At 73.9% G+C, this 23,321-nt stretch carries 19 protein-coding genes; 10 read left to right on the top strand and 9 right to left on the bottom strand.

Annotation, left to right across the window (positions count from 1 at the left end; translation table 11 throughout):
• The first annotated feature begins 81 nt into the window (after window positions 1-81).
• From NQO67_RS06025 to NQO67_RS06015, 3 genes are all read left to right on the top strand, one after another.
• Window positions 82-714, top strand: coding sequence for a hypothetical protein (locus NQO67_RS06025; protein WP_255947575.1), 633 nt, complete (start codon window positions 82-84; stop codon window positions 712-714).
• An 84-nt stretch (window positions 715-798) separates the two neighbouring features.
• Window positions 799-1,446, top strand: coding sequence for an alpha-ketoglutarate-dependent dioxygenase AlkB family protein (locus NQO67_RS06020; RefSeq protein ID WP_255947573.1), 648 nt, complete (start codon window positions 799-801; stop codon window positions 1,444-1,446).
• Between the two features lie 138 nt (window positions 1,447-1,584).
• Window positions 1,585-2,823, top strand: coding sequence for an ROK family protein (locus NQO67_RS06015; protein ID WP_255948453.1), 1,239 nt, complete (start codon window positions 1,585-1,587; stop codon window positions 2,821-2,823).
• A 52-nt stretch (window positions 2,824-2,875) separates the two neighbouring features.
• Here the strand turns inward: NQO67_RS06015 and NQO67_RS06010 are convergent, their stop codons facing one another.
• Window positions 2,876-3,865: a CehA/McbA family metallohydrolase gene (locus NQO67_RS06010; protein WP_255947571.1), complete on the bottom strand. Its 990-nt coding sequence runs from the start codon at window positions 3,863-3,865 to the stop codon at window positions 2,876-2,878.
• Window positions 3,866-4,094: 229 nt separating this feature from the next.
• On the opposite strand from NQO67_RS06010, the gene NQO67_RS06005 reads away from it, so the two are divergent.
• The 3 genes from NQO67_RS06005 to NQO67_RS05995 are packed head-to-tail and all read left to right on the top strand — an operon-like array spanning window position 4,095 to window position 7,749.
• Window positions 4,095-4,391, top strand: a complete 297-nt coding sequence (locus NQO67_RS06005) for an SHOCT domain-containing protein (protein WP_255947559.1) — start codon at window positions 4,095-4,097, stop codon at window positions 4,389-4,391.
• A complete protein-coding gene (locus NQO67_RS06000) occupies window positions 4,388-5,182 on the top strand; it encodes an ABC transporter ATP-binding protein (RefSeq protein ID WP_255947557.1) in 795 nt (264 codons plus the stop codon). Before NQO67_RS06005 ends, NQO67_RS06000 begins: the two co-directional genes overlap by 4 nt.
• Complete coding sequence (locus NQO67_RS05995) at window positions 5,179-7,749, top strand: ABC transporter permease (RefSeq protein ID WP_255947555.1); 2,571 nt, start codon at window positions 5,179-5,181, stop codon at window positions 7,747-7,749. The genes NQO67_RS06000 and NQO67_RS05995 overlap by 4 nt, the downstream gene beginning before the upstream one ends.
• An 87-nt stretch (window positions 7,750-7,836) precedes the next feature.
• On the opposite strand, the gene NQO67_RS05990 is transcribed toward NQO67_RS05995, so the two are convergent.
• On the bottom strand, window positions 7,837-8,406 hold the full coding sequence (locus NQO67_RS05990) for an ATP-binding protein (protein WP_255947551.1): 570 nt from the start codon (window positions 8,404-8,406) through the stop codon (window positions 7,837-7,839).
• Between the two features lie 207 nt (window positions 8,407-8,613).
• Entirely contained in the window at window positions 8,614-8,928 is a 315-nt protein-coding gene (locus NQO67_RS05985) for a hypothetical protein (RefSeq protein ID WP_255947550.1), read from the bottom strand.
• Between the two features lie 333 nt (window positions 8,929-9,261).
• On the opposite strand from NQO67_RS05985, the gene cds1 reads away from it, so the two are divergent.
• A complete protein-coding gene (gene cds1 / locus NQO67_RS05980) occupies window positions 9,262-10,401 on the top strand; it encodes an L-cysteine desulfhydrase Cds1 (protein ID WP_255947549.1) in 1,140 nt (379 codons plus the stop codon).
• A 54-nt stretch (window positions 10,402-10,455) separates the two neighbouring features.
• On the opposite strand, the gene NQO67_RS05975 is transcribed toward cds1, so the two are convergent.
• Window positions 10,456-11,346: a DeoR/GlpR family DNA-binding transcription regulator gene (locus tag NQO67_RS05975; protein WP_255947548.1), complete on the bottom strand. Its 891-nt coding sequence runs from the start codon at window positions 11,344-11,346 to the stop codon at window positions 10,456-10,458.
• A gap of 405 nt (window positions 11,347-11,751) precedes the next feature.
• Between NQO67_RS05975 and NQO67_RS05970 the strand changes: the two genes are divergently transcribed.
• Window positions 11,752-14,169, top strand: coding sequence for a hypothetical protein (locus tag NQO67_RS05970; RefSeq protein ID WP_255947547.1), 2,418 nt, complete (start codon window positions 11,752-11,754; stop codon window positions 14,167-14,169).
• A gap of 19 nt (window positions 14,170-14,188) precedes the next feature.
• Here the strand turns inward: NQO67_RS05970 and NQO67_RS05965 are convergent, their stop codons facing one another.
• From NQO67_RS05965 to NQO67_RS05950, 4 genes are all read right to left on the bottom strand, one after another.
• Complete coding sequence (locus NQO67_RS05965; RefSeq protein WP_255947545.1) at window positions 14,189-16,663, bottom strand: right-handed parallel beta-helix repeat-containing protein; 2,475 nt, start codon at window positions 16,661-16,663, stop codon at window positions 14,189-14,191.
• Window positions 16,664-16,787: 124 nt separating this feature from the next.
• On the bottom strand, window positions 16,788-17,393 hold the full coding sequence (locus tag NQO67_RS05960; protein ID WP_255947543.1) for an Rv1733c family protein: 606 nt from the start codon (window positions 17,391-17,393) through the stop codon (window positions 16,788-16,790).
• Window positions 17,394-18,030: 637 nt separating this feature from the next.
• Window positions 18,031-18,570, bottom strand: coding sequence for a DUF6643 family protein (locus NQO67_RS05955; protein WP_255947541.1), 540 nt, complete (start codon window positions 18,568-18,570; stop codon window positions 18,031-18,033).
• 669 nt (window positions 18,571-19,239) lie between these two features.
• Window positions 19,240-20,472 carry a glycosyltransferase gene (locus tag NQO67_RS05950; RefSeq protein WP_305125490.1) on the bottom strand — a complete coding sequence of 411 codons (1,233 nt, stop codon included), beginning with the start codon at window positions 20,470-20,472 and terminating at the stop codon, window positions 19,240-19,242.
• 173 nt (window positions 20,473-20,645) lie between these two features.
• Here NQO67_RS05950 and NQO67_RS05945 point away from each other — a divergent pair, with 173 nt between their 5' ends.
• The gene (locus tag NQO67_RS05945; RefSeq protein WP_255947537.1) at window positions 20,646-21,461 is read left to right on the top strand and encodes a glutamate racemase; all 816 of its coding nucleotides are present in this window, start codon (window positions 20,646-20,648) and stop codon (window positions 21,459-21,461) included.
• Window positions 21,462-21,542: 81 nt separating this feature from the next.
• A complete protein-coding gene (locus NQO67_RS05940) occupies window positions 21,543-22,097 on the top strand; it encodes a hypothetical protein (RefSeq protein WP_255947528.1) in 555 nt (184 codons plus the stop codon).
• A 13-nt stretch (window positions 22,098-22,110) separates the two neighbouring features.
• Here the strand turns inward: NQO67_RS05940 and NQO67_RS05935 are convergent, their stop codons facing one another.
• On the bottom strand, window positions 22,111-23,133 hold the full coding sequence (locus NQO67_RS05935) for an O-antigen ligase family protein (protein WP_255947526.1): 1,023 nt from the start codon (window positions 23,131-23,133) through the stop codon (window positions 22,111-22,113).
• Window positions 23,134-23,321 lie beyond the last annotated feature (188 nt).

The raw sequence follows: 23,321 nt of genomic DNA, 5'->3' as shown, positions 1-23,321 counted from the left end.
GTCCGTGCGACCCGCCCCACGGCCCGTGCTCGAAGATGGTCGTCCCGGAGGAATACCAGGACATCGGAGAGGAACCAAACCATGAACGGTCAGCGGGAGCCCCGCCCCACCGGACCGGCCGGCACCCGAGGCAACGGCACCTGGGGGAGGAAGATCGTCGGCATCAGCTGGGCGGTCACCGCCGCCGTGGTCGTGTCAGGCCTGGCCTTAGGACTGTGGCAGAACCTCTTCAGCGGCGGCGGAGACGACTCCGCCAGACCCCCGTCGGGTGCCTCCGGTGCGCCGCGGTCGAGCACTTCCGGGCACACCGGAGCCCTGCCGCGGTGCGCCCCGGGGAACCACGACGTCACGCTGCGCCTGAGGGGCAAGCCGACCCGTGCCGCGGCACACGCGACCGCGACGCTGTCGTGCGAAGTCGGGCCGGGCGACCACCTGTACTGGCTGGTGCGCAAGGAGACGGGTGATCCGGCCCACCCTCGCGTCCACTACACCCTGCGCTACGACCTCGGCCAACCGGCCTCCGGGCAGCGCGACTACGACTCCGTCCTCAGCACGACGCCACCCGGGTCCGAGCGGACGCTGTCCGTCGTCCTGCTGGACGACGCCACCTACCGCACGGTGAAGAAGAGCACCGACCCCGCAACCGACTACGTCCGGATGCCGTCGCCGGTCCCGTACGTGTCGAACTCGTTGCTGATCACCACACCGGAATGACGGGGACGTTCGCCGCCACGTGCGCAGCCGGGCGTGGGACCGGTTCGTGTCATGCTGGCCCGGAGTCGAGGAAGTCGGGTGGGCATGAGCCAGTTGTTTTCCCGTGAACGGTCGGCCGTCGCGCCGGGTGCCGTGCACGTGCCGGACTGGCTCGACCTCGAAGAGCAGCGGGCCCTGGTCGCATCCTGCCGTGCCTGGGCGAAGCCGCCCGCGGGGCTCCGGGTGGTGCGCACTCCCGGTGGTGGGCGGATGACGGCCCGGCAGTGCGGACTGGGCTGGCACTGGTTCCCCTACGGCTACGCCCGCACGGCCGTCGACGGTGACGGCGCCCCGGTGAAGCCGATGCCGACCCGGTTGGCACAGCTGGGGCGCAGGGCGGTCGCCGCCGCCGGGGGAAGCCTCCCCGCGGAGATCGAGTACGACATCGCGCTGATCAACTTCTATGAGGCCGACGCCCGTATGGGGATGCACCAGGACCGCGACGAGAAGTCCGACGCCCCCGTGGTCTCGCTCAGCCTCGGCGACGCGTGCGTCTTCCGGTTCGGCAACACGGAAACCCGCGCGAGGCCGTACGTCGACGTCACCCTGCACAGCGGCGACCTGTTCGTCTTCGGCGGCCCGGCACGGCTGGCGTACCACGGCGTGCCACGCGTCATGCCGGGCACCGCGCCGCCTGAGTTGGGGCTGCGCGGCCGGCTCAACATCACCCTGCGGGTCAGCGGACTGTCCTGAACTCCTACGGTGTCTCGAGCACCGCCGGCAGCCCGCGGAGCACCACGGGTGGCCGGTGAGCACCGTGCGGCAGCGCTGCGCACCGGTGACGCGGCAGCGGCGGTGATGGGCCGGCTGGATCATGGGAGACTCGCCGACATGAACGGCAATGCGGCGCCAGGGGTGACGGGGGACGGGACCGCGCGCACCCGGCTGGAGCGGGGGCGCGGCGCGCTCGGTCCCGCCCTGCAACTGGTGCACACCGGCCGTGCCCCGACCCGCGCCGTGCTCACCGCCCAACTGGGCGTCACGCGCGCCACGGCGGGCGCGGTGGCGGCCGAGCTGGCGGCGCTGGGCCTGATCCGGGTCGACGTCCGGCCGACCGCCGAGGCCGGAGCGCACGGCCGGCCCTCGCACCGGCTCGCCATCGCCGAACACGGTCCCGTGGCACTCGCCGCCCAGGTGCACGCCGACGGGTTCCGGGCTGCGCTGGTCGGCCTCGGCGGCCGTATCGTGGCCACCGCGCCGGCCTGCGAGACCGTGGACGCCGATCCGGCGCGGGTGCTGGGCTCCGTCGTGCAGTCCGGTGCCGAACTGCTGCGGGAGACCGGTCGCCGGTGCATCGGCGCGGGCCTCGCCGTACCGTCCGCGGTCGCCGAGCCCGAAGGCACCGCGCTCAACCCGCTGCACCTGGCCTGGCCCGCCGGCGCCCCGGTGCGGGAGATCTTCGCCGCGCAGGTGCGTGAGGCGGGCCTGACCGGACCGGCCTTCGCGGGCAACGACGTCAACCTGGCCGCGCTCGCCGAGCATCGGCACGGCGCCGGACGCGGGGCCCGGGACCTGCTCTGCGTCGCCACCGGGCACCGCGGCGTCGGCGGGGCCCTGGTCCTCGACGGGCGGTTGCACATCGGCAGCTCCGGGCTGGCCCTGGAGGTCGGCCATCTCACCGTGCACCCCGAGGGCAGGCCCTGCCACTGCGGCGGTCGCGGCTGCCTGGACGTGGAGACCGACCCGCTGGCCTTCCTGACGGCCGCGGGCCGCACCCCGGGCCCCGAGGTGTCGCTCCTCGACCAGGCCCGGCGGCTGATCGTCGAGGAGCCGGACGAGTCCCGTGTGCGCGCCGCCATCGAGGCCCTGATCGACCGGCTCGGCCTCGGTCTCGCCGGCCTGGTCAACATCCTCAATCCCGACCGCATCATCCTCGGCGGGCTCCACGGCCATCTGTTGCAGGCCGCCCCGGACCGGCTGGGCGCGGTGGTCGCCGAGCGCAGCCTGTGGGGTCGCAGCACCGGCGGCGTGCCGATCCGGCCGTGCACGCTGGCCCACAACAGCCTGGTGGGCGCGGCCGAACTGGCCTGGCAGCCGGTCCTGGACGATCCGCTGGCGGCACTGGCGTAGCGGACCGGGGGCTGTGCCGCCGGTCCTCCACGGGCCCGCCCGCGGGGTGCGTTCAGCTCAGGACGATCGGGTTGCTCAGGGCTGCCATGGGCCCGTCGGGATGGCGTACTTCGGTGCGCACGAAGGCCGACTCCTCCTGGCTGGTACGCCATTGCACCGTGCCCGAGCCCGTGTCGGGCAACTCCGCACGGTGCACCGTTCCCCGCTCGGTGTGGAAGGTGACCACGCCCGACGGCACACCGGTGACGTCCGCGCGTACCACGACGGGCGTACCACCGCTCTCCAACCGCTCACCCGTCCCGGCGGTGCGCTCACCGGCGCAGGCCGTGAACGTCAGGTCCACGGCGGCCGACTCGGCCAGCCAGCTCCGGCCGGCCCGGACACCGGCCAGGATCGCCTCCGTGCTCAGCTCGTCGGCCAGCACGACGGTGTGCGGGATGCCGAGCTGGCCCGCCAGATGGGTGTCGCTGTTGCCCATCGCGGGCCGCCAGCGCCCCCGGTGGACCGCTGCGGCCAGGCCGCGACCCCACTCGGCCAGGGCGGACTCGTTGTCGGCGTGCCACGGCGCGTCCGACGCCCACGGTCCGTTCCACACCTCGACCACGTCGAAGCCCTGATACGGGTACATGAACGTGCCCGAGAGGTACGGCGCGTAGGGGTGGGCGGCGACGCACAGCCCACCCACCTCCTTGACCAGGTCCAGATGCCGGTCGATCACGTCGTCCCGTACGCCGTACCGCCAGTCGATCAGCTGCCCCGGACGGATGCCCAGCGCGAGCCAGTGCCCCGTGCGGGTGGTGACCTCTTCGCCGAGTATCACCAGCAGATCGTCACCGACGTGCCGGCCCCAGGCGCCATGCGTGTCGGCCGGCGCATGCTCGGTGGTCGCGAGGAAGTCCAGCCCTGCCGCACGGGCGGCGGCCGCCAACTGCTCCGGGGTCAGCTCGCCTCCGTGCGAGTGCACCGAGTGCACATGGCAGTCGCCCCGGTACCAGCCACGCCCGCGTCCCGCCACCCGCGTGGGCGGATAATCCACCGTCACCCCTGGTCCCCTCGCCTGCGACGTCCCCGTGCCGGCGCCCCTGCCGGCCACCGGCGGGTGGCGCCGTCCCGCACGACCCACCCGTGCAGCAGCCGCGCGCCGCCCGCGTACTCCCCCGGTGGTACCCGCACAGCCGCTGGCCGTACGACGACGCAGGCCCCCTCGCGGCGCGAGTCTCGAACCATCGAGCAGCACCACGACGAGCACCACCACGAGGAGATGGTCCGAGATGAACATTCTGGCCTACGCACACGACGGGCCCGGCCCGTGGATCCTGTTCTTCCCGCTGATCTGGGCGGCCGTACTCGTCGCGATCTTCTTCGTGCTGCGCCGCACGGTCTGGCGTGGTCGTCGCGGACCGTGCCACCCGGGGCACGAGAACGCCCCGATGGCCGTGCTCGGCCGCCGCTACGCCACCGGCGAGATCGACGAGGACGAGTACCGGCGGCGGCGTGCGGTCCTGGACGAGCGGTACGGGCCGGGGCAGCAGGGTCGTGACACCGGCACGAAGGGCGGCGCGGCATGACGACCCAGGCCATGCCCACGGTGGCCGCCCGCGTCGCCGGTGCCGTGAAGGTGTACGGCACCGGCGACACCGCCGTGCGGGCCCTGGACGGGGTGGACGTCTCGTTCGCCGCCGGTCGGTTCACCGCGATCATGGGGCCCTCCGGCTCCGGCAAGTCGACCTTGATGCACTGTGCCGCCGGACTCGACACGCTCACGTCCGGCGCCGCCTACATCGGCGACACCGAACTCGGCGGGCTCGACGACCGCCGGCTGACCCGGCTGCGGCGTGACCGCATCGGCTTCGTCTTCCAGGCGTTCAACCTGGTGCCGACGCTCACCGTCGCGGAGAACATCACGCTGCCCCTCGACCTGGCGGGCGCACGCGGCGAGCCGGCGTGGATCGAGACGCTCATCGACGTGGTCGGCCTGCGCGACCGGCTCGCGCACCGCCCGTCGGAACTCTCCGGCGGGCAGCAGCAGAGGGTGGCCGTGGCCCGCGCGCTGGCCGGCCAGCCCGACGTCGTCTTCGCCGACGAGCCCACCGGCAACCTCGACTCGCGCTCCGGCCAGGAGGTACTGGGGCTGCTCGGGCACGCCGTGCACACCCTGGGCCGCACCGTCGTCATGGTCACCCACGATCCGGTCGCCGCCGCCCACGCCGACGAGGTGGTCTTCCTCGCCGACGGGCGGCTGGTCGACCGGATGCCCGCGCCGAGTGCGGAACGGGTGCTGGACCGCATGAAGCACCTCGACGCCCCGGGAACCGGCGCCGTGCAGGCGGCCGGCGGGACGCTGGAGGCACGGTCATGAGCGGCGGGCCCGCGACGGTACGCATCAGCCTCGCCTCGCTGGGCGCCCATCGGCGCCGCTTCGCCGGCACGTTCCTCGCGGTGCTGCTCGGGGTGGCCTTCCTGGCCGGCACCCTCATCATGGGCGACACCCTGCGCGCCAGCTTCGACTCCCTCTTCGGCCGGGCCACCGGCGGCACCGACGCCGTGGTCCGCAGCGCCGACGCCATCACCACGCCCGGCGAGGCCCAGGGCGTGCGGCAACCCGTCGACACCGCGCTCGTCACTGCCCTGGACGCGGTGCCGGAAGTGGCCGCGGCCGAACCCGACATCCAGGGCGCCGGCCAGCTCGTCGGCGCCGACGGCACCCCGATCGGCGGCCAGGGCCCGCCCACCCTCGCCGGCAACTGGATCACCGACCCCCGGCTCAACCCGTACCGGCTCGCCGCCGGCCATCCGCCCGCCCACCACGGCGAGGTCGTCATCAACCGCGGTGCGGCCGACACCGGCCACCTGACCATCGGTGACACCACGACGCTGCGCACCCCCGACCCGGTCCACGTGAAGATCGTCGGGCTGGCCACCTTCGGCGGCACCGGAGGCATGGCGAAGACCACCTTCACCGGTATGACCAGGGCCGACGCGGAGCGTTACCTGACTGCCGAACCGGGCAAGGCAGCCAGCATCCAGGTGCGGGCGGAGCCCGGCACCAGCCAGCAGCAGCTCGTCGACGCCCTGGCACCCGTCCTGCCCCGGGGCGTCGAGGCGATCACGGGACAGCAGTCGGCGCAGGAGAACACCGACATGATCTCCGGTCAGTTCCTGACGCTGTTCACCACCTTCCTGCTCGTCTTCTCGGGCATCGCCCTGCTGGTGGCGACCTTCTCGATCCACAACACCTTCGCGATCGTGCTCGCCCAGCGCACCCGCGACAACGCCCTGCTGCGTGCCCTGGGCGCCGCCCGCCGCCAGGTCACCGTCATCACCCTCGTCGAGGCGGGCATCGTGGCCCTCACGGCATCGGTGGCCGGTCTCGCCGGCGGCATCGGCATCGCCGCCGGGCTCCAGGCGCTCTTCCCGGCCATCGGCTTCCCCTTCCCGGACGGCGACCTGGCCATCGGCGCGACCTCGCTGCTGCTGCCGCTCGCGGTCGGCATCGTGGTCTGCCTCGGCTCGGCGCTGGTGCCGGCCGTGCGCGCCGGGCGCACCGCGCCGCTGGCGGCGCTACGGGAGACGGCCGTCGACCATGCGGGCGCCTCCAGGGCGCGCGCCGGCACGGGGGCCGTGCTGCTCGCGGCCGCGGTTGCCGCGGCCCTCACCGGGGTGCTGGCCACCGAGTCGGTCTGGCTCGCGGGCACGGCCGGCGTGCTGGCGCTGGCCGGCTTCGTGGTGCTCGGCCCGGTCGCCGCCGGCACGTCGGTACGCGTGCTGGGGCGCCCGCTCGGCCGGCTGCGCGGGGTCACCGGCCGGCTGGCCCGGCGCAACGCGCTGCGCAACCCCAAGCGGACCGCCGCCACCGCGAGCGCCCTGATGATCGGCGTCGCCGTCGTCTGCCTCTTCACCGTCTTCGGCGCCTCGCTGAAGGCCACCAGGGACCAGACCGTCGACCGGTCCTTCGCCGGCGACGTCGCGGTGAGCAGCCCCTCGTTCGGCGCGGGCGGCAGCGGTCTCAGCCCACGGCTCGCGCCGGCGCTCGCGAGGCGGCCCGAGGTGGCCACCGCGGTCGGGCTCGGCAAGGGCGTGGCCCGGGTCGACGGGCAGGGCCGGGCCCTGACGGTCACCGACCCGGCCGCCCTGGCCGGCGCCTTCGACCTCGGTCCCGTGCACGGCTCGCTCGCCCGGCTGGGCGCCGACGGCATCGCGCTGAGCGCGCAGGAGGCCGGAGCGCGGCATCTGACGACCGGTGACACGGTGCGGCTCACCTTCACCGACGGCAGCCGGCAGCCGTTCACGGTGCGTGCCGTCTACGACCGCCCGGACCTCGCGGGCGACTACGTGATCACCCGCCAGGCGTGGGCGCCGCACCGCACCCAGGACGCCGACCGGCTGATCGCCGTCTCCTTCAAGGACGGTGTAGACCCGGCCGCGGGCAAGGCCGCGGTGCGCTCGGTGGCCGCCGCGTACGGCCACCCCCAGGTGCAGACCCGTGACGAGTACGCCGCGGCGTCCGCGAGCGGCATCGACATGATGCTCACCCTCGTCTACGCGCTGCTCGCCCTCGCCGTGTTGATCGCCCTGCTCGGCATCGCCAACACCCTCACCCTCGCCGTCCACGAACGCACCCGCGAACTCGGGCTGCTGCGGGCCGTCGGGCAGACCAGGGCCCAGGTGCGCGCCATGGTCCGCTGGGAGTCGGTGCTGGTCGCGGCCTTCGGCACGGTGGGCGGACTGGTGCTGGGCGGATTCCTGGGCTGGGTGCTGGTCCGGGCTTCCGGTGGGGTGTCCGGCAGCGGGTTCGTCTTCGCCGTGCCTCCGTTGCGGCTGCTGGTGGTGGCGCTCGTGGGGGTGGCCGCGGGAGTCCTCGCGGGGCTGCGCCCGGCGGGCCGTGCGGCCCGGCTGAACGTGCTGGGCGCCATCTCCGCCCCGTGACCGGCCCGTCTGCCGGATGACCGGCACTCGGGCCCACCACGGCAACGACGGGCCCACCACGGCAACGAGGCGCGGGCCGCCGCTCGCTCAACCGATCAGGGCGGAGCGCGTGGCGGCCGGCCCGTAGAGCGGCCCCGGCCGGCCGGACAGCGGATCCAGCGGGCCGACCAGCTCACCCGGCCCCGCCCACCCCACCGGATCCGCGAACGGGCCCGTGGTGGCCGCCCCGTAGACCGACAGGCAGGGTGGCAGCGTGGTGGTGGCCGGCGCCGGCAGGGTGAACCAGACGACCTTGCCCACCTCGCCCTCGGCACGCGCACCCCAGCTGTCGCACATCGCCGCGATCATGGCGAGACCGCGGCCGCAGGTCGCGAACGACTCCGCGGTGCCCATCCGCGGCAGTCTGGGATCATGGTCGTGCACCGAAACGGTGAGCCGGTGGAGCAGCAACTCGATGTCGACGGTGCAGGTCTTGTCCGGGAGCGCATGCCGGTGCACGTTCGTCAACAACTCGGTGACACCGAGCGCTGCCTGGTCGGTGAGGGCGTCAAGGCGCCAGTGGCGCAGCTGCGCCAGGACGATTCTGCGGACTTGCCCGATCCGCGACGGCAGGGCCTGGAGCTCCACCGTGCACTGCCTGTGTGGCTGGCTGATCACGGCTGCGACTCCCCGAAAGCTGGGTCCGGAGGACGACGGAGAACTGGATCAGCAGCGCGGCCATGCCGAGCGGCCGCCTGCTGGAGGACCGGCGGGCTGGTCACAAGCGTGACCGCCGGTACACCGTGAGTGATCTACTTCCAAGGTGGCCCAGCAGGCGGGGGAGTGCAACTTGTCCGCATCCGTTCGGTGCGGTGGCGGCGTCCGTCAGGAGCGGCGCCCGCTGGCTCTGCGCACGGCTTCGATGAACCGGCTGGCGGTGGGTGCCGGCTTGTCGGAGTCGTCGTCGTTCATGGTGAGCCGGTAGCGCGTGCCGTTGACCTCGGCGGAGGCGCTGTCGTCGCCGGAGAACCAGGATCTGCCGGCGCGCACCGCCTGGACGGGGGCGCTGTCGATCTCGCTGCCGTAACTGGTCAGCAGCTCCACCCTGCCGTCATTGATGCGGACCTGACCCGCCCGGGTGACCGATTGCAGCCACTTGTCGATCCGAACCCGGCTGGCGGTGAATTCCGACTCTGCCATGATGCCCCCTCACGTACGGGACGGCGTCCCCACTCCCGTTGAAGCGCTGTTGGTGCCGGGAATGTTCCCGCCCTTTTGCAGTGTGCCCGTGCTTGACCGGGGGCGCCAGTGCGCCCTCGGCTGCCGGTTTCGCAGCGGGAAGGCGCCGTTGCGACGGGCACGGCCCGGAGTGACGGCTGCGACGCGGACGCGCCCGTGGTGCGACCCGGTCGCCGGGAAGTTCACGCAGGTGGGAAGCGTTCGAGGGGACCTATCATCGGGGCTGCCGGGCCACCGCCGGGACGGCAGGGGCCGTACCGGCGCCGGCGGTGAGACGAAGGAGCAGCCGTGGTGATGGCCACACCCCCGTCGGCCCGGGAGCCCGCAGGCACACTGGACGTGGACCGCAGCGACCCCGAGTACCGCGCCTGGCTGGCGGAGGCCGTGCGCCAGGTCCAGGCCGATGCGAACCGCTCCGCCGACACCCACCTGCTGCGCTTTCCGCTCCCCGCGGCCTGGGGCGTCGACCTCTACCTCAAGGACGAGTCCACCCATCCCACCGGAAGCCTCAAGCACCGTCTGGCCCGCTCGCTGTTCCTGTACGGGCTGTGCAACGGCTGGATCCGCCCGGGTCGGCCCGTCATCGAGGCATCCAGCGGCTCGACCGCCGTCTCCGAGGCGTACTTCGCGCAGCTCATCGGGGTGCCCTTCATCGCGGTGATGCCGCGCACCACCAGTGCCGAGAAGATCCGCCTCATCGAGTTCCAGGGCGGCCGGTGCCATTTCGTCGACGACCCGCGCACCGTCTACGAGGAGTCAGCGGCCCTGGCCGCCCGGTCCGGCGGCCACTACATGGACCAGTTCACCTACGCCGAACGCGCCACCGACTGGCGGGGCAACAACAACATCGCCGAGTCGACCTACCGTCAGCTGGCGCTGGAGCGACACCCGCTGCCCGCCTGGATCGTCGCCACCGCGGGCACCGGCGGCACCTCGGCGACGCTCGCCCGCTACGTCCACTACATGCAGTACGCCACCCGCATCTGCGTCGCCGACCCGGAGAACTCCTGCTTCTTCGAGGGCTGGACGGCCGGCGACACCGGCGTGACCTGCGCGAGCGGCTCGCGGATCGAGGGCATCGGCCGGCCGAGGATGGAACCGAGCTTCGTGCCGGGCGCGGTGGACCGCATGATGAAGGTGCCGGACGCGGCCAGCATCGCCGCGGTGCGCGCCCTGGAGCGGGTCATCGGCCGCAAGGCGGGCGGGTCGACCGGCACCGGGCTGTGGAGCGCGCTGAAGATCGTCGCCGAAATGCTGGCCGCCGGCCAGCCCGGCAGCGTCGTCACCCTGCTGTGCGACCCGGGCGACCGCTATCTCGACAAGTACTACTCCGACGCCTGGCTGGCCGAGCAGGGCCTGGACATCGCCCCGTACACCGCCACCATCGAGTCCCTGCTGACCACGGGGAAGTGGCCGGGGGCAGCGGGCGGGTGAGGCGCCGGAGGCCCACGGGCGCACCGATGGTACGGGTGCGCACGGAAGGGACCGCTATCCGGCCGTTCCGTCGAGGTCCGGGATGGCTCCGGCGCCCGCCGGCTCGCCCGGCAGCTGGCCCTCGGCCGCGGGGCGCGGCTCGCCCGCCACGACCAGGTTCGGCAGGTGCTCGGAGACCTCCGCCCGGGCCTCGGGGGACAGGCCGTGGTCGGTGACCAGGGTGTCGACCTCGGACAGGGCGGCGAACGAACTCAGGCCGATGGTGCCCCACTTGGTGTGGTCGGCGACGACGACCACCCGGCGTGCGGAGTGCACCAGGCGCCTGTTGGTCTCCGCCTCCGCGAGATTGGGCGTCGACAGGCCCGCCTCCGCCGCTATGCCGTGCACGCCGAGGAAGAGCATGTCGAAGTGGAGCGCGGCGATGGCGCGGTCGGCGACCGGGCCGACCAGGGAGTCGGACGGGGTGCGCACGCCGCCGGTGAGCACCACCGTCGCCGCGCCCGGACGCTGGCCGGCGGTGCGCTGGGCGGTGTGGAAGACATCGGCCACCCGCACCGAGTTGGTCACCACCGTCAGGTCCGGCACGTCCAGCAGGTGCTGGGCGAGCGAGTAGGTGGTGGTACCTCCGGAGAGGGCGATGGCGGTGCCGGGGGTGACCAGGGCGGCCGCGGCCCGGGCGATGTCCTCCTTGGCGGTCAGCTCCAGGCCGGACTTGGCCTCGAAGCCCGGCTCGTGGGTGCTCGCCTCCAGGACCGGGACCGCTCCGCCGTGCACCTTCTCCAGGACGCCCTGGCGGGCCAGCGCGTCGAGGTCGCGGCGGACCGTCATGTCGGAGACGCCGAGCCGGCGGGTGAGCTCGTTGACGCGGACGCCGCCGCGGCGGCGCACCTCGTCGAGGATCAGGGTGCGGCGCTGCTCCGCGAGGAGGTTCTGGTTCTCAGTCACGCCGCCTGGATCCTCTCACCGGTGTGGGCCGTGTGCGGGTACGTCCACCCTCTGGCCGACCGTCCTCGGCCATGGTCGATCACCGTACGCCCGCCGTGGTCGGCGGCGTTCGACGATTCGACCATCCTCGCACGCGGCACCGACAGCCGTGATACCCAGCCCTGCGCGGCCCACCGCGGCCCACCGCGGCCCATCGTGGCCGCACCGCAGCCTCGGCGCGCGCCGTCCACCGACCCGCACCACGCACCCCGCCCGCACCCCACCCCACCGCGTGCCCGCCGCACGGCCGGGTACCGTCCTCCAGCCGGAGGAGATTCCGTGAGGACACGTGTGCCCGCGCACCGCCGTCCGCGATGCTGGTGATCCCACATCACGCACACGCGGCACACGGGGGGAACGCACACTGTGGAACCTGCCACCGAGCGGCCCGCGGCCGAGCCGTCCGTGCGCGCGGCCGAACCCGCCCTCGAACTGCTGGTGCACGGCGTCGGCGGAACCACGCCGGAGGAGATGCTGGGCGATCCGCGCACCGTCCGCGTCACCGGCGACGAGACCGCCGCGGTCTTCCGCCGCGAGGACGACGTCGACGCCGAGCGGCGCCCCGGCGACTCCGGCGGCGACCGCGACACGCCGATCCCGGAAGCGTACGTCTGGTCCAACCTCACCTCGGGCAACGGTTCCCGGGCGCTGTGGCTGCTTTTACTGCCGTTCATGGTGATCAACCTGGCCCACTGGATGCGCCCCAGCGTCCGCCGCCGCGGCCGGACGGTGCAGGCCTATGGACTGCTGGTGCGGTTCACCGGGCTCACCCTCACCGTGGTGCTGGTCGCCGCCGCCTGCGAGGTCGCCCTGGACCTCGCGGCCTGGCAGTGCGCCGGCACCCGCGCCTGCGCACAGGACCACACCTGGCTGCACTTCCTCTCGCCGGGCATCTTCCACGGAGGCTGGTGGACCCAGCCGGGCCGCCGCCTCGCGCTCGCAGCGGTCGTGCCGGCCGCCCTCATCGCGCTGCTGTGGTACCTCTCCCACCGCACCTGGAGCACCTACGAATCCGCCCCGCCGCTGCCGCAGCGGTCGGAGACCGAGGAACATGTGCCCACCGTGCTGGGCAGCCCCGGTTTCTGGTACGGCCGCCGGCTCGTGGCCCGGTTGCGCGCCGCGCACACGGCCGCGGGGCTGCTCACCGTCGCCGCCGCGGTCGGCACCTCGGCCGCCCGGTACGACCGTGCCCCGGGCGGCCCCGGCACGCTCGACGTCCTCGGCCGCGTCCTGGACGGGCTGCTCGTCGCGGGCGCCCTGCTCGTGGTCTGGGTCGTCGGCCGCCGGGGCCGCAGCGAGCGCCGCCTCGACCACACGCTCGACCGGACGCTGGTGCGCGGGCTGCCACTGGCCGCGCTCGGCCTGCTCGTGCTGACCCTGGTGTACGCCGGGTGGTCACGCCCCGACTGGCACTCCTCGGGGCGGCTGCCGGGCGACGCCACGTTCGGCGGTATCGCCCTGGTGCAGGGCCTGCTGGTCGTCGCGCTCGCCGTGGTCGCCCATGCCATGCACCGCGGCTCGCCACCCGGCACCCATGCCGTGCTGCGCGGTCTGGGCGGCCCCGCCGTGGCGATGTTGGCCTGCGCGCTCGGCGGTGTCATGACCGGTGGCGTGGCCCAGCGCGTCGCCGACTGGGTCGACGGCGCCGGGACGCCGGGTGCCGGCGGCACCATCTGGGGGCCTCCGGTGCTGCTCACCTGGCAGGCGTCGGTACTGCCACCGCTGCTCGTGGTGGTCGCAGGACTGGCCGGCTGGCTGGCGTTGCGCAGCATGCTCGACACCCGCAGGGGCCTGGCACGGGTGCGCGCCGACTACGCCGACGAGCCGGAGGACCCGGCCCGCACCCACCGCATCGCAGCCACCCGCGCACGAGCCACCCTCACCGACCGCGCACCACTCGCCGTGGGCATCGTCTCCGCGGTGACCCTGCTGCTGGGTGCCGGCGCACTGGCCGGCGCGTGGGCCACCGGCAAGGTGCCGTCCGAGGCGGCCAGGACCATGCACCCGCTGGTGGACGGGGCAGCACAGGTGTCGCAGGCGCTCGGCTCCTGGCTGATCGGCTTCGGTTTCATACTGTTCGTCACCTGGGGCCGGCGCGCCTACAAGGACGTCTCCGCCCGGCGCACCATCGGCATCCTGTGGGACGTCGGCACCTTCTGGCCGCGCGCGGCACATCCCTTCGCGCCGCCCTGCTACGCCGAGCGCGCGGTGCCCGACCTCACCTGGCGGATCGCCACGTGGACGCAGGACACCGGCGGACGGCTGGTGATCTCCGGACACTCCCAGGGCAGCGTGCTCGCCGCCTCGGCTGCCTGGCAGCTGCGGCCCGCCCTGCGCGGCCGGGTGGCACTGCTGACCTACGGATCGCCCTTGGAGCGGCTCTACGGGCGCTGGTTCCCGGCCCACTTCGGCCCCGACGCGCTCAGCAGCCTGCACCGCGAGGTGGTCTGCTGGCGCAATCTGCACCGTGCCACCGACCCCATCGGCGGCCCGGTACTGCTGCCCGGACCGCCCCGGCCCGAGGTCGACGCGCCCCCCTTCAAAGACCCGCTCGGCTACGGTCGCACCGGACTGCACCCGCTGCCCGCGCCGATCCTGGGGCACTCGGAGTACCAGGCCGACCCCGCCTTCGTGGTGGAACGCGGGCAGTTGCTGGACCGGCTGCGGCCCGCGCTCCCGGCACAGCGCCCCGACGCCCACGCGGGGGACGACGGCCCTGTCGCCGACGTCGGCGGTGTCGCGGTCGCCGAGCCGTCGGGCGGCCCGTCGCAGGACGGCGGCTGAACGGTCCGACCGAAGCCGCTCAGGGCAGTTCCGGCAGGTCCTCCGGATAGAGCAGGGTCAGGTCGTCCGTGCTCGGCTCGGCCAGCTGCGCGACCCGGCCGGCATGCCGCTCCACCATGGCCTCGAACGTCTGCCGGGCGGTGCGGCCGTTGCCGAAGCCGGGCCCCTTGGGGAGCTCCGTGAAGTACTTCAGCAGCGTCTCACCGGTACCGGACGCCAGCCGGTACTCCTGCTCGTCGGCCTGCTGCTCGACGATCCGCAGCAGCTCCTCGGGCGTGTAGTCACCGAAGGTGATGGTCCGGGAGAACCGGGAGGCCACGCCCGGGTTCACCGACAAGAAGCGCTGCATCTCGGCCGTGTAGCCGGCGACGATCACCACGACCGCCTCGCGGTGGTCCTCCATCAGCTTCACCAGCGTGTCGATCGCCTCGCGGCCGAAGTCCCGCCCGGAGTCCTCCGGGGAGAGCGCGTACGCCTCGTCGATGAACAGCACCCCGCCGCGGGCCCGTTCGAAGGCCTCCTGCGTGCGGATCGCCGTGGAGCCGATGTGCTCGCCGACCAGGTCGACCCGGGACACCTCCACCAGGTGTCCCATCTCCAGCACGCCGAGGGAGGCGAGGATCTCGCCGTAGAGCCGGGCGACGGTGGTCTTGCCGGTGCCGGGGGAGCCGGTGAAGACCAGATGGCGGCGGACCGAGGCCGCCTTCAGGCCCGCGCGTTGCCGGCGCCGCCCCACCTCGATCATGTCGGTGAGGGCGCGCACCTCCCGCTTCACGCTGTCCAGGCCGACCAGCGTGTCGAGTTCGCCGAGCACTTCCTTGGGGCTGCGGGTGGGGCGCTCCGCGGGCGCGGGCGGGATGGTGGGCGGGGTGCCGGCGGGAGCGGATGCCGGCGTCTGCTGCTGGGCGATGCGCTGGGTGGGCAGGTCGGCGAGCAGCCCGGCGAGCGGCGCCACCGGCTGCGCCGCCGTCTCGGATATCGCGGTGCTGTCGCCGGCGCTCTCGTCGCTGGTGCAGTTCTCCACCAGCGGTCCGCGCGTGCCGTCCTGCGTCGCCGCACCGGTGCCCGCGTCGGCGAACTCGTAGCCGCCGCGCGCGCACCGTTCGGTGCGGCATCTGCGCAGGGTGGTGCGGCAACCGTCGATGACGTGGAAGCCGTATCCGCCGCTGCCCGTGACCCGGCAGTTGAGGAAGCTGCCGCGGCCGCCCGCGGAGACGTAGCAGCCGGCCTCGGCGGGCGCCGTGACGGTGCAGCGCTCGATGGTGGGATCGGCGCCCTTGGTCACGATCACACCGGTCTGGGCGCCGTCGATGGTGCAGCCGGACAGGGTGCCGCCGCTGCCGTGGTCGCGGAACCAGGCACCGGTGGCCGCGTCGCGGATACGGCAGTCGTCGAGCTGTGCCGTGGCGCCGTCGCTCACCGAGACCGCGGTGTTGCGGACCTGCGTGAGGTCGCTGTCGACGACGTCGACACGGGAACCGCGGTCGAGTACGAACAGTGCGTCCGGTACGTCGTGCACCCGGCAGGCGTCCAGTACCGCCGTGGCGCCGTCGCTGACCCACACCGCCGGGTAGTCGCCCGTGCTGTCGTGGATCTCGCACTGGTTGGCGTCCACGCGGGTGCCCGGGTCCCAGACCGACAGGCCGTTGCGGCCGAAGCGGCGCACCGTGGAGCGGGTCAGCGTGAGCACCGAGCGGGAGCGCAGGTCGACCGCGTTCTCGGGAACGTCGTGGATGCGGCAGTCGGCGAGGGTGAGCACCGCGTCGGTGTCGAGGGTGACGCCGTCCGCCGTGGTGCGGTGCACGTCGCAGTCGGTGAGGTGCATGCCGGCCCGCTCGGTCACCTGCACGCCGCTGCCCTTGATCTCGTACACCTCGCAGCCCACCGCCTCCAGGCCGGTGTGCTCGCCGGTCGCCGACAGGCCGGCCCCGGAGGCATGGTGCACCCGGCAGCGCTCCAGCCGGGGGTGGGCGCCCGAACGGGCCGCCACGCCCGCCTGGCCGGCGGCGACGACCTCGCACTCCTCGAAGAGCCCGCCGGCCTCGTCGACCACCGCGATGCCGATCCCGGCCGGGTTGTCCACCGTGCACCGGCGCACGGTGGGCCGGGCGCCGCCGCGTACCTCGATACCGCTGGCGGAGCGCGTCACGACCCGTACGGCGGTCAGGTCGGGGGTGCCCTCTTCGACGAGCAGCGCGGGGGCGGCCGCGTCCTGGCCCTCCACTTGGATGTACTGCACCGTGGCGGAGGCGCGCACGGTCAACGGCACGCCGTCGGCGGGCGCGATGCGCACCGAGCCGGGGGCGCCCTCGGGACCGCGCACCGTGACGGCCCGCTCCACCAGGAGGTTCTCTCGGTAGGTGCCCGGAGCGACGGTGAGCACATCACCGTCGACCGCGGCCTCGAGAGCGGCGGAGAGGGAGGCGTACTCGCCCGTGCGGCGCCGCCACCGGGATGCGCCGGTGTGCGTCACCTGGACCGTGCCCTGTGCCATGCGGTGTTTCGACCCCCACCTGAAGTGATCGGCGGCCTGCGAGGTGTGCCGGAAGTGTGCCGGTGAACCGGCCGGTCCACCGTAGCGCGTGCCGGGTGGGGGAGTTGACCGATGGCGTGGGCTTTCAGCTGTCGGCGCCGGTCCTGCCCCAGTCGGGACCGGTCTTCTCCCACGCCCGGTCCCAGCGTGCGTACCTGCGGCGCACGATACGCCACATGACCAGCCGCCGAACGCCGTCGAGGGACACCGCCAGCACCGCCGAGGCACCGATCCCCGCCAGGATCGCGTGCGTCATGGCGGAGATCCGGTCGAGCGGGCGGGCGACGACGGTGCCGTGCACATCGGTCCAGATGGTGAACTTCTCGCCGCGGTGCGGGGTCTGCAGGACGGTGGTGACCGTGCCGTGGTGCCGGGTGCCGTCCGGGGCCCGCCAGCCGGCGATCACCTGGCTGCGGGCGTCCCGCGCGGGAACCGTCTCCGGGTCGGGGTCGGGTGGCGACTGCCGTATGGTGCGCATGACCGTGGCCGTGACCTCGTGACGCTCCTGTTGTTGCTGGTGAACCGTCCTGAGCAGAGCGTTCTCACTCAGCGTCCCCGTCAGCACGCCCGCTACCGGTGCCGCGACGGCGATCAGCACAGCGGTCGCCAACGACACCCAGGCTTCGAGAAGATCGGTCTTCCGGCGCAGCGGGTTGTGCCGCCAGCGCCAGAGTCCGGCGATCGCTCGCACAGCCCTGCACCCCCTTCCGTGTCCGTCATAGCCTTGATCAGCACGGCCCACGCGCGCAGGGCGCGAAGAGTAAGCGACGTCACTTCTCTTTTCCGGCCGTCAGTCGGATCTCCCGGCTGCCGCACGCATGGAAACGGCCGTGCCCGCCGGGCGGGTTCCCACCCACGCCGCACCCATGCGGCGCTCCGGCGTGGCTGGTCAAGGCCGACGCCGGGCTGTTCAGGACCATGAGGGAGCCCCGACACCCGCAGGATGCCGGTGGTCCCATTACCAGATTCTGCCTGAAGTCCGGCCGATCCCCGAACCGGCGACGGCGCGTTGAGGCGCGCGCAGCTTCCCCGGCCTACTCCGGGGCGCGCTGACGGGTGGTCACGCTGCCCGGGACGGAGGCGTGCGGCACACGGCGCACGGCAGCGTCCGTCCGGCAGCGTCGATCCACATCCGAGGCCGGCCTCCGTGCGGCCTCATGGCTCCCGACCGCCTCGCGGGAGCCGTGCGTCCGGGCGGGCTCGGGCAGGCGGAAGCAGGCGGAAGCAGGCGGACGAGAGCGTCGCCGCCCTACCGCATGACAAACGCGGGACGGCGCTCAGAGCCGTCCCGCCAGTCGACCCCGCGTGCGGTCCGCGTCCGCCGCCGGTCAGTAACCGCGGTACTGCCTGTTGTTGTACGGGTCCTCGTAGCCGGTCGGGGCCGGTGCGGGAGCCGGGCGCGGCGTCATGGGGCGCGGCGGAGCCGGGCGCACGGGCGCGGCCGGACGCATCGCCTCGTAGCCCGTGCCGGTGGGGGCAGGGGCGGGGGCGGGGCGCTGTGGCTGGGGGTAGCCGTAGCCGTTGCCGTTCGGGTAGCCGCGCGGCGGCGCCGCCTGCGGCTGGGGGTACGGCGCCGGTGCCGGCTGCAACTGCGCGGGCTGCGGCGCCGGGTAGCCGTAGTGACCAGGGTGGGGAGCAGCTGCCGAGGGCCCGGAGGGCAGGGCGGGCAGGGCCGGCGGAAGAGCCGGCAGGTGACTGCTGCTCTCGTACGCGGGCAGGTGGCTGCTGCTCTCATACGGCGACGGCACGCGGATCGGGGCGATCTGCGGCGTGCCCCGCTCGGCGACCAGAGAGTCGTAGATCGGGGTGTCCGGGAAGGACGGCGCGGAGTAGTAACCGCCGCCATATGTGGAGCGGGGGGAGGTCATGCGTCATAAGTTAAGCCCACGATGTGCCGGTTGGGGAGACCGATAAGAGAGATGTTTTTTCATCTTCGTGCAAACTGCGGATCCCCAATGCGAGCGAACGTGGGAAAAACGGTCGCAGGGCCTCGTGTGGAAGTGGTAAAGACCAAGCTTACGCAGGGTTACCCGTCGGTCGGGCGGACGCTCCCTGGCGGCGCTCGAGCGCCGCGCCGCGGGGTGAAGCAGAGATAATTGATTGGGCTCACCGGGAAAGTGGAAGCGCTTCCGAAACGATCGACGCCGGCCCCTGTACCACGGCTGCGGACATGCCAAAGACTAACGGCTCGAATGCGTCGGTCGCGTTACCTGTCACGGGTCTCGAATTGGATCCGTGTTCGGGTCTCGGAGTCCGGGGAGGTGCCGTCCGGGCCCTCCCGTCGACCGTAGGCGAAAGATCCGTTCCGACGTCGGATGTCCGCGTTCACGGCCGTCACGGCAGGTCTGGGGCGGTACGGGGTGTGGAAACGAGCCGGGCCAGGGCGGGCCGTGACGCCGATGAGGAGAGGCCGGCGGGCGCCGTGGCCTCGGCCCACCGGGCTCCGGAACGCCGCCGGTTCACCCATGCCGCCGCGGCCGGATTTCGCCGGTCCGAAGCGGCATCGCGGGCGTGCGGGCAAGCGCACCGGCAGGCCGTCACCGGGTATCGGGAGCCGTCCCCGGGGCGGAGTCCGGCGGTTCCTGCGTCTGCACCCGCTGCGGCCGGGCGTAGGTGCGGCCCTTCCAGGCGGCCCCGCGGCCCCGGTAGTGCTGTACCGCCGAGTCCACCGTCATCAGCAGGTAGAGCAGGGCGGTGAACGGCAGCAGGAGCGTGAGCGGCAGGGGCTGGCGGTAGTAGCGCACCATCGGCAGATACGTCCCCACCATCACCAGCCACGCCAGGCCCGCCGCCGTCACCGTTCCCGTGTCGCCCAGGAAGAGGCCCGCGAACAACCCCACGGGCGGGACCAGATAGACCAGCGCGAGGCCCGCCACGGTGCCGGCCAGCAGCAGCGCGTTGTGCCGCAGTTGCGCGTAGGCGCTGCGCGACACCATGCGCCAGAGGTCGTGCAGCCGCGGATAGGGGCGCACGCTGTCGACTCCGTCCGCCAGGCCCAGCCAGATGCGGCCGCCGGTGCGCTTGACGGCTTTCGCGAGGGACACGTCGTCGATCACGGCCTGCCGGATCGCATCCGGCACCCGGGCGCGTTCGGCGGCCGCGGCGCTCAGCAGCACGCACCCGCCGGCCGCCGCCGCGGTGCGCGACCTGAGAGACCGTCCGGAGGGACGCGGCACTCGGCCGATCCAACGGAACGGATACAGCTGCGCGAAGAAGTAGACGAACGCGGGCACGACCAGCCGCTCCCACCGGGTGTCCACGCGCAGCCGCGCCATCAGCGACACCAGGTCGAGGCCGCCCGCCTCGGCGGCGGCCACCAGCTCGCGCAGGCTGTCCGGACGGTGGGCGATGTCCGCGTCGGTGAGCAGCAGGTACCGCGGGGCACGCGCGCGGGCCAGGGCGATGCCGTGCCGCACCGCCCAGAGCTTGCCGGTCCAGCCGTCCGGCGGCTCACCCGGCGAGGACACCGTGAGCGGCAGCCCGCCGTGCAGCGCGGCCAGTGACGTCGCCAGCTCCCCGGTGCCGTCCGAACTGCCGTCGTCGACGAGGAACACCTCGGCACGCCCCGGATAGTCCTGTGCCAGCAGGGACGGCAGGCTCAGCGACAGCACCTCCGCCTCGTCCCGGGCCGGCACCACGACGCACACCGGCGGCCAGTCGTCCGGGGCGTCACCGTGCGGCGGCAGGCGCACGTCGGTGCGCCAGAAGAACCCCTGGCCCAGGAGCAGCCACAGCCAGGCGGCGAGGGAGACGAGGGAGGTCGCTGTCATGGCGGTCACGCGCGGCAGTCTGCCCCACGGAAGGGGCGCACGGGAGCCCGGCCCGCCGAGGTGGCGCGGTGCCCCGCGACGGTGCCGGTGCGGGGGTGCCGCGCGGTGCGCCGTGGCCGCCTGCGGGCCGGGCCGAGCCGGGGCCTGAGCTGCGTATCGTCTAAAGTGGCCGGATGAAGATCGCGCTTGTTGACTCCGGAGTCGGGCTGCTCGCCGCCGCGGCCGCGGTGCGCCGACTGCGGCCGGACGCCGATCTCGTGCTCTCCTGCGATCCGCTGGGCATGCCGTGGGGGCCGCGCACCCCCCAGGACCTGACGGACCGGGCGATGGCCGCCGCGCGGGCCGCCGCGGCCCACGACCCCGATGCCCTGATCGTGGCCTGCAACACCGCCTCCGTGCACGCCCTGCCCGCCCTGCGTGCCGCCTACGAGCCGCGGTTGCCCGTGGTCGGCACGGTGCCGGCGATCAAGCCGGCCGCTGCGGGCGGGGGGCCCGTGGCGATCTGGGCCACCCCGGCCACCACGGGCAGTGCCTACCAGCGCGGCCTCATCGCCGACTTCGCGGCCGGTGCCGATGTCACCGAGGTGCCCTGCCCGGGGCTCGCCGACGCGGTGGAGCACGCCGACGAGGCCGCCATCGACGCGGCCGTGGCCGCGGCCGCCGCGCGCACCCCGGCGGGCGTCCGGGCCGTGGTGCTCGGCTGCACCCACTACGAACTGGTGGCGGAGCGCATCCGTGCCGCCGTGCGCCCCGACGGTCGCCCGCCGCTCGTGCTGCACGCCTCCGCGGGAGCCGTGGCCGCCCAGGCGCTGCGCCGGATCGCAGCGCAGCCCGGCCGCTCGGAAGCGGTGGGCGGCGCCACGCCGGCCACTCCCGCGGTGGGCGGCCTCACCGTGCTGCTCAACGGCCGTGAGGCGGCCCTGCCCGCCGAGGCGCTGGCGTACTCGGAGGGCAGGCAGCTGGCCGCCGCGGTCAGCCCGGTGCGCTGACCGCACCCCCGTGGCCCGCCCCGTTCCGGGCCCGTGTCCGATCCACTGGCCCCTGCGGCGAACGCGGGTAGTCTCAGGGACATGAGGCATCACCACCGCGGGCACCGTGGCTCCGGCGACGTCCTGCCCGCGGTCTGGACGGGACGGGCGACGAACCGTGTCCAGTGGCTGCTGGCGACCGCCGGCGCTGCCTGCCTGGCGCTCGGCATCAAGCTCGCGGTGGACGCCAACTGGACGTCGGTCCTGCCCGCCCTGGTCATGTCGGTCGTCGGCTGTATCGCCGCCGGGCTGCTGATGCTCTACGGCACGCTCGCGTTCGTGCACGTCGCGGTCAAGGTCGACCAGGACTGCCTCGAGGTGCGCTGCGGGCACATCGGCGTGCCGCGCCGGCGCATCCTCCTCAGCCAGGTCGTCGACGCCGTCTTCGCGCCCCGCGTCACGCCCCGGCAGTGGGGCGGCTGGGGGTACCGGTGGCGGCCCGGCAAGGGCACCGCGGTGGTGGTGCGGCGCGGCGAGGGCATGGTGCTGGTACTCGGCGACGGGCACCGCTTCACCGTCACGGTCGACAACGCGGAGGCGGCGGTGCGGGTCATCCGGGCCAGGCTGCGGCCGGCCACCGCACGCGGGTCGCTCTGAGGGGCGGCGGACGTCACTCGTTCTCCGGCGCCGCTTCGTCCGCGAGCGGGTGCGCCGTGGCGAGGCCCGCGAGCAGGCCGGCGCCGGCGGTCACCGTCGTGTGGCTCAGGGCGTCGCCGGTGATGGCGAGCGCCGCCAGGACCGTCAGCGCGGCGCCCGCGGTCAGGACCACCGCAGTGGGCCGCGGGGAGCGCCACAGGGCGTGCAGCAGCCAGCAGTATCCGGCGCCCAGCAGCGCCACCCCGACGACGCCCTGCTCGGCAGCCTGCTGAAACAGCGCCGAACGTGCGCTGCCGTCCCCCATCAGTGCCCCGGCGAGGGTCGGACTGAGCTCGCCGAAGCGACCGGGGCCGGCACCCAGTACCCAGTGGTCCACGGCGAGGCCGAGCGCGTCGTGCCACAGGCGGACGCGGTGCGTGACGAGAGTGTCGCCCATGGCGCTGCCCGGTCCGCCCGGCACGGCTCGCACGGCCAGTGCCCAGGTGCCGACCGCGGTGAGGGCGGCGGCGGCACCCAGGCCCACGAGCCCGCGCGCCCTGCCGAGGCGGCCCGCAACGGGCGCGCACACCACCACCACGAGAGCCGCCGCGGCACCCGCGGGCGAACCGAGCAGCGCCGCCGTCACCACGACCGCCCCGGCCAGCAGCCACAGCACCGAGCGGGTCGCCGGCCGCTCGGCCGCCCGTGCCGCACAGCAGGCCGCTCCGGCGGACAGCGCGAGCACGGCCGCCGAACCCGCGGTGTCATCGGGCAACGGCGAGCCGTCCGCCAGCGGCGCGGGATACGGTGCGGCCACCGCCAGGGCGGTCCCCGCCAGCGCACCGAGAGCGGGCGCGGCGACGGGCAGCAGCGCCCCCGAGACGCGTCCGCCCGCGTACCCCGCGGCCACCGCGAGCACCGCGAGCAGGCTTCCTTCCGGACGCCCACCGGTCACCGCAGCGGTCACCAGCGACCAGGCCGCACAGGCGCCGAGCACGATCACACCCACGGCGTCCGCCGCGCTGCCGCCGCGGTCCGCTGCCGAGCCGGCGGACACCGGCACACTTCTGGAAGATGCCACCCGTCGCCCCCCGAATCTGACGGGCCCCGAGCGCGCGCCGAGCACGGCGCCCCGCGTCGGGAACGTGGACACACCGTAGTCGCCCAACCCTCCGTTTGTGCAGAAGAAGGTAGGGAACTATGCAAAAACGACGGGGAATGGAGGTATAGGGCCCGTCGGGTGAT

This window comes from Streptomyces odontomachi (assembly GCF_024435355.1).
Taxonomy (GTDB): Bacteria; Actinomycetota; Actinomycetes; order Streptomycetales; family Streptomycetaceae; genus Streptomyces; species Streptomyces odontomachi.
Note: the sequence above shows the minus strand (reverse complement) of the source record. Positions and strands in the feature narration are given on the sequence as shown.

Coding starts and splice junctions, on each gene's coding strand:
- NQO67_RS05955 (WP_255947541.1), bottom strand. CDS start 18,570: ATGACCTCCCCCCGCTCCACATATGGCGGCGGTTACTACTCCGCGCCG.
- NQO67_RS06015 (WP_255948453.1), top strand. CDS start 1,585: ATGAACGGCAATGCGGCGCCAGGGGTGACGGGGGACGGGACCGCGCGC.
- NQO67_RS06000 (WP_255947557.1), top strand. CDS start 4,388: ATGACGACCCAGGCCATGCCCACGGTGGCCGCCCGCGTCGCCGGTGCC.
- NQO67_RS05945 (WP_255947537.1), top strand. CDS start 20,646: ATGAAGATCGCGCTTGTTGACTCCGGAGTCGGGCTGCTCGCCGCCGCG.
- NQO67_RS06025 (WP_255947575.1), top strand. CDS start 82: ATGAACGGTCAGCGGGAGCCCCGCCCCACCGGACCGGCCGGCACCCGA.
- NQO67_RS06020 (WP_255947573.1), top strand. CDS start 799: ATGAGCCAGTTGTTTTCCCGTGAACGGTCGGCCGTCGCGCCGGGTGCC.
- NQO67_RS06005 (WP_255947559.1), top strand. CDS start 4,095: ATGAACATTCTGGCCTACGCACACGACGGGCCCGGCCCGTGGATCCTG.
- cds1 (WP_255947549.1), top strand. CDS start 9,262: ATGGCCACACCCCCGTCGGCCCGGGAGCCCGCAGGCACACTGGACGTG.
- NQO67_RS05995 (WP_255947555.1), top strand. CDS start 5,179: ATGAGCGGCGGGCCCGCGACGGTACGCATCAGCCTCGCCTCGCTGGGC.
- NQO67_RS05950 (WP_305125490.1), bottom strand. CDS start 20,472: ATGACAGCGACCTCCCTCGTCTCCCTCGCCGCCTGGCTGTGGCTGCTC.
- NQO67_RS05985 (WP_255947550.1), bottom strand. CDS start 8,928: ATGGCAGAGTCGGAATTCACCGCCAGCCGGGTTCGGATCGACAAGTGG.
- NQO67_RS05940 (WP_255947528.1), top strand. CDS start 21,543: ATGAGGCATCACCACCGCGGGCACCGTGGCTCCGGCGACGTCCTGCCC.
- NQO67_RS05965 (WP_255947545.1), bottom strand. CDS start 16,663: ATGGCACAGGGCACGGTCCAGGTGACGCACACCGGCGCATCCCGGTGG.